This is a genomic window from Tahibacter sp., from assembly GCF_035481375.1.
Classification (GTDB): Bacteria; Pseudomonadota; Gammaproteobacteria; order Xanthomonadales; family Rhodanobacteraceae; genus Tahibacter.
On sequence record NZ_DATIGT010000332.1, the window covers coordinates 1 to 4,177 of the forward strand.

The following is a 4,177-nucleotide window of genomic DNA, read 5'->3' on the forward strand; positions in this document are numbered from 1 at the left end:
ACTGTCCGGTCTTCGCGTGAGGAAAAGCCGCCTTCCAGTGCGCTATCTACGTTTCGGGCTCGAAGCCGCAAGGGCGCAATCGGCATCCGGAAGGCGTTTCCCTAAGGGAAAAGTTACCTCGGAAAGAATACAAGGGCGCAAACCGAAGGGCATTGCGCCGTGTTCGTCGAGCCGCGACGTCATCGCAGCCGTCGTGCGCACACGCGTCACCGCGCGAAATAGCACTCCATGGTGCGGCGGTAGTCGGTCGCCTGCGAACGCGCGTCGAGGTTCGAGGCCATGCAGCCGGCGAGCTTCGCGCTGTCGGGCGAGACTGGGCCGAGCCTCTTCGCGAGCTGGTTGATCTCGTCATAGGCCAGCATCTGGTGGTCGACGCAGTCGTAGAGCGAGCCCTTCGGGTCGAGCCGGAAGCAGTACATCGACAGGCGGTCGCGGACGTCGCGGCGCTGCCGGGCGACGGCCTGGCGCAGGCGCTGATGGCGCATGTAGTCCGATTCCGGCAGCGGCGCGGCGACGAGACAGGCCTGCGCCGTCCAGTTGCCCTGGGCATCGCGGCATTTGTAGCTGACGCCGGCGGCGCTGAGGTTCAGCGCGAGAGCCATGGCGAGCATTGCGGACATCGAGCTTCCCCCCGGAGCTTCCCAGTGGCGTTGACGGTATCGCGTCTGCCTGCGACGTCAAGCGGCCTGAGTACGTTCGCGCAGGCATGGCATTGCGGTGGCGCTTGCACGAGCCGTGCCGATCAGCTCTGTGTGCGCACCGCCGAGCGCTGCAGCCACCACAGCAGTGTCGCAGCCATCAGCCAGGCGACGAACCACGGCCAGCGCGGCCCGGCGATGTGTGCCGCCGCAGGCGCCGGCTTGTTGCCGGCGAGCGCGCGTGTCGCCGCGGCGTCCGCTGCCTGGTGCAGGGCGACCGCGTCGTCGGCCGCGCGCACGTAGAAGCGGCGCTCGCTCGTGCCGGCCCGCAAGGTGTGCCAGCCGCTCTCGCGCGGCCAGTAGCCGCCGCACCAGCGCGCGTCGCTGCCGCGCCGGGTCAGCAGCGCGTGATCGGCACCCGACGGCGCCACCACGCTGAGCGTGTCCGCTTCGGCGCACAGCGCGATGCGCTCGAACTGCCAGCTCTGCGCCGGCACCGACGGCGGCGCGGTCTGGCGCGGGCGCGCGAGACGATCCAGTGCGCGCGACCACAGCGCGTCGTGCAGCGGCGCCTGGCCGCTGAGCGTCAGCGTGCGCGTGTCGTAGAGCCACCAGACGCCGAGCCGGCCCTGGCCGCGGTTGCGCACGGCGGCCACCGCGGTGCCGTCGCGATCCTGCGCAAGCGCGACGACGCCGTCGCCGGTCGCGCGCAGCGGCACGCGCTGCAGCGCCGCCGTCGCGCCGTCCGCGGTCTCGCCGGCGATGCGCAGCGTCGCAGGCACGTCGGCGTTGGCCAGATCGATGCCGAGCGCGCGCCATTCCGCGACGAGCGCGGCCGACGGCGTGCCGCCCAGGCGCAGCAGCAGGCCGAGTCCCTGGTCGACCGCCGCGAGCAGCCGCGCGCGCGCGGCCTTGTCCAGTTGTGTCCAGGCGCGTTCGTCGATGACCACGACGTCGGTCTCGGCGAGCGTGCCGGCTTCCGTCGTCGCGGTGCCGCGCTGCTGCGCCAGCCCGCGGCTCAGCGCGATGCGCGCATCGACCGTGTGGCCGGCGTCGAGCGCCCAGCGCTGCAGGTATTTGAGATCCGGATCGGGGCCGCCGGCCAGCAGTTGCAGGCGCAGGCGCGTGCCGTCGCGTACCTCGACCGGCACGGCGACGCGTTCGACCTCGGTGCCGGCGGCGTCGACCACGGTCAGTTCATAGGCGACCTCGGCCGCGCGCGGCGCGAACAGCGCGAACGCGAAACGGCCGTCCGCACCGGGGGCGACCGGTTCCTGCCGCGCGGAACCGGGTTCGCGCAGCGCGATGCGCAGGCCGTCGGGCTGCGCGAGCGTGCCCGACAGCGTGAAGCCGTGGCCGGCGCGCAGATCGCCGGGCCATTCCAGCGCGACGATGCCGCGCGGCAGCGGGGGTGCGTCGAAACGCAGCGCATGGCCGCGAGCGGCGTCGCGATCGGCCGCGCCAAGTCCCTGTCCGACGACGTCGATCGATGCGGTATCGGGATGGCGGCGCAGCGCGGTCGCGAGGTCCGGCACGCGCTCGACGCCGGCGGTTGCGGTGCTTCCGGGCAGCGCGACCGTGCGCGCGTCGTCGCCGGTGGTTGCGGCGGCGCCGGGCGTCAGCACGCGAAGCGTGCGTCCCGGAATCTGCTGCAAGGGTGGAAAAAGCACGAAATACAGAAGCGCCGGCGCTGTCAGTGCCGCGCCGGCGCCGATCCAGCGGCGCCAGCCCGTGCGGCGCAGCGCCTCGGCGAGACCGGCCAGCGCGGCGACGGCCAGCAGCGCGATCACGGCGATCGCAGCGTTCATGGCTCGCCCTCGGCCGCGCGCAGCGCGTCGAGATAGGCGCGTCCGGTCGCATCGGCCGCGGCGCGTCCGCTCGACGCGGCGCTCGCGCGCGGCAGCAGCGGCCAGAGCCGGTCGCGCAGGTCGACGAGGCATGCGCGGCACGCGGGATCGCGGCGCAAGGTATCGGCGGCGGCCGCGAGATCGAGCGCATCCGCGGCCTGCGTGCCGCGGCGCTGCTGCCAGGCGTCCCAGCGCGACCAGTCGGGCAACGCGCCGGCGCGCAGGCGCTGCCAGACCGCTTCGAGATCCGCGTCGCCCGGCGTCGCCGCGACGGCCGCGTTCGTGCCGTCGCGCAGGCCGGCGCGGTCGCCGCTGAGCCGCCGCGTCTCGTCCACGGGCGGCAGTTCGAGGCCGACGCGCGCGAGGTAGATGCGCGTCGCCTGCTGCACGAGCTTGATCTGCTCCAGCGCCTTGTATTCGTAGGGCAGCGCCTGCTGCGGCCGCCCGCTGCGCAGTTCGAGTTCCGTCTGCCACATCTGTTCGAGCGCCACTTTGAGGATCTTCCTGGTTTCCGGGTCGAGCAGCGTCGCGGCTTCGGCGATGTCGTGCGTGTGGCCGTATTCGGCGAGCACGTTGCCGGCGTCGCCGAAGCGCTTCACCGGTGCCGCGGCGCCGTGGTCGTGGCCGTCGTCGGGCGTGTGCGCTTCGGCCTCGTCGTCGTGCTCGTCGTCGTGCGCGTCGGATTCGTCCGCTCCTTCGGCGCGGTCCGGTGCGTGGCCGCGGCCGCCGCTTTCGAATTCCTCGCCGAGAAACTGGCCGTAGCGCAGGCGCAGGATTTTCTGCTCGACGCCGAGCGCGTCGGACTTCGCGACGAAGCGGTCTTCGTTCAGCGACGGGCGCTCGGCGATCAGCGCCTCGGTGTCGATGATGATCTGGCGCTGGCTGCGGAAATACGCCGGCAAGGTCGTGCGCACGAGCCCGTCCATGCCGACGCTGTCGTCGGCCTGCGGCGGCGGCAGGCGCAGGATGTAGCTCGCGCTGCGGCTGGTCTGCGGCTGCGGCGCGCGCGTGTCGGCCACGTCGAAGCGCACGATGAGTTCGTCGCCGGGCGACAGCGCGAGTGCGGCGAGGTCGATGCGATGCCGGTAGCGGCGCTCGCGCGCATCGCCTTCGCCGCGCAGGCGCAGCGTCTCGCGCTTCACGTCGATGTTCTCGCCGCTGCCCTGCGCGCGCACGATCTCGAGCGCCGCCTCGCCGAGCGCGTAGTCGTCGCTCGCGCGGATATCGAAATCCCACTGCGTCTGCGTGCCCTCGCGCAGGCTCAGCGTCCGGTCGGGCGCCTCGACGCGGATCTGCGGCGCGGTGTCGGCGATCACGTCGAGCCGATGGCGGCGCTCGTCGGCGAACGGCCGGCCGGCGTCGATCTCGATGCGATACAGCGCCGCGGTCGCGAGCGTCGTCGCTCCGGCCCAGGTCTCGCCGTCGCGCGCAAGTTCGATCGTGCGGCCGTCGTGGAAGCGCAGCCGCGCCGCGCGCGGCGCCGGCGCGAAGACGAGTTTCCAGGCGAGCGCGCTGCCTTCGGGCACGCGCGCATCGAGTGCGTCGCCGCCGCTGGCCGCGAGCCCGGTGTAGCGCGGCGGCGTGATGTCGAGGCGTGCGCTCGTCAGATGCACGGGGCCGTCGGCCGCGGGTGCGTCTCGCTCCGGTAGTGCCGGCGGAGCGGACGGTGCCGGCGACCACAGACTCAGAACC

At 73.0% G+C, this 4,177-nt stretch carries 3 protein-coding genes; all 3 read right to left on the reverse strand.

Annotated features, from left to right (window positions below):
- Positions 1 to 206 precede the first annotated feature (206 nt).
- Positions 207 to 620 (reverse strand): hypothetical protein, encoded by a 414-nt coding sequence (locus VLF18_RS22155; protein WP_325281806.1) that lies wholly within the window; start codon positions 618 to 620, stop codon positions 207 to 209.
- A 122-nt stretch (positions 621 to 742) separates the two neighbouring features.
- Positions 743 to 2,446: a hypothetical protein gene (locus VLF18_RS22160; RefSeq protein ID WP_325281807.1), complete on the reverse strand. Its 1,704-nt coding sequence runs from the start codon at positions 2,444 to 2,446 to the stop codon at positions 743 to 745.
- Positions 2,443 to 4,177 (reverse strand): hypothetical protein (locus VLF18_RS22165; RefSeq protein ID WP_325281808.1); only part of this gene is annotated, 1,735 nt, incomplete at its 5' end. The genes VLF18_RS22160 and VLF18_RS22165, both read right to left, overlap by 4 nt.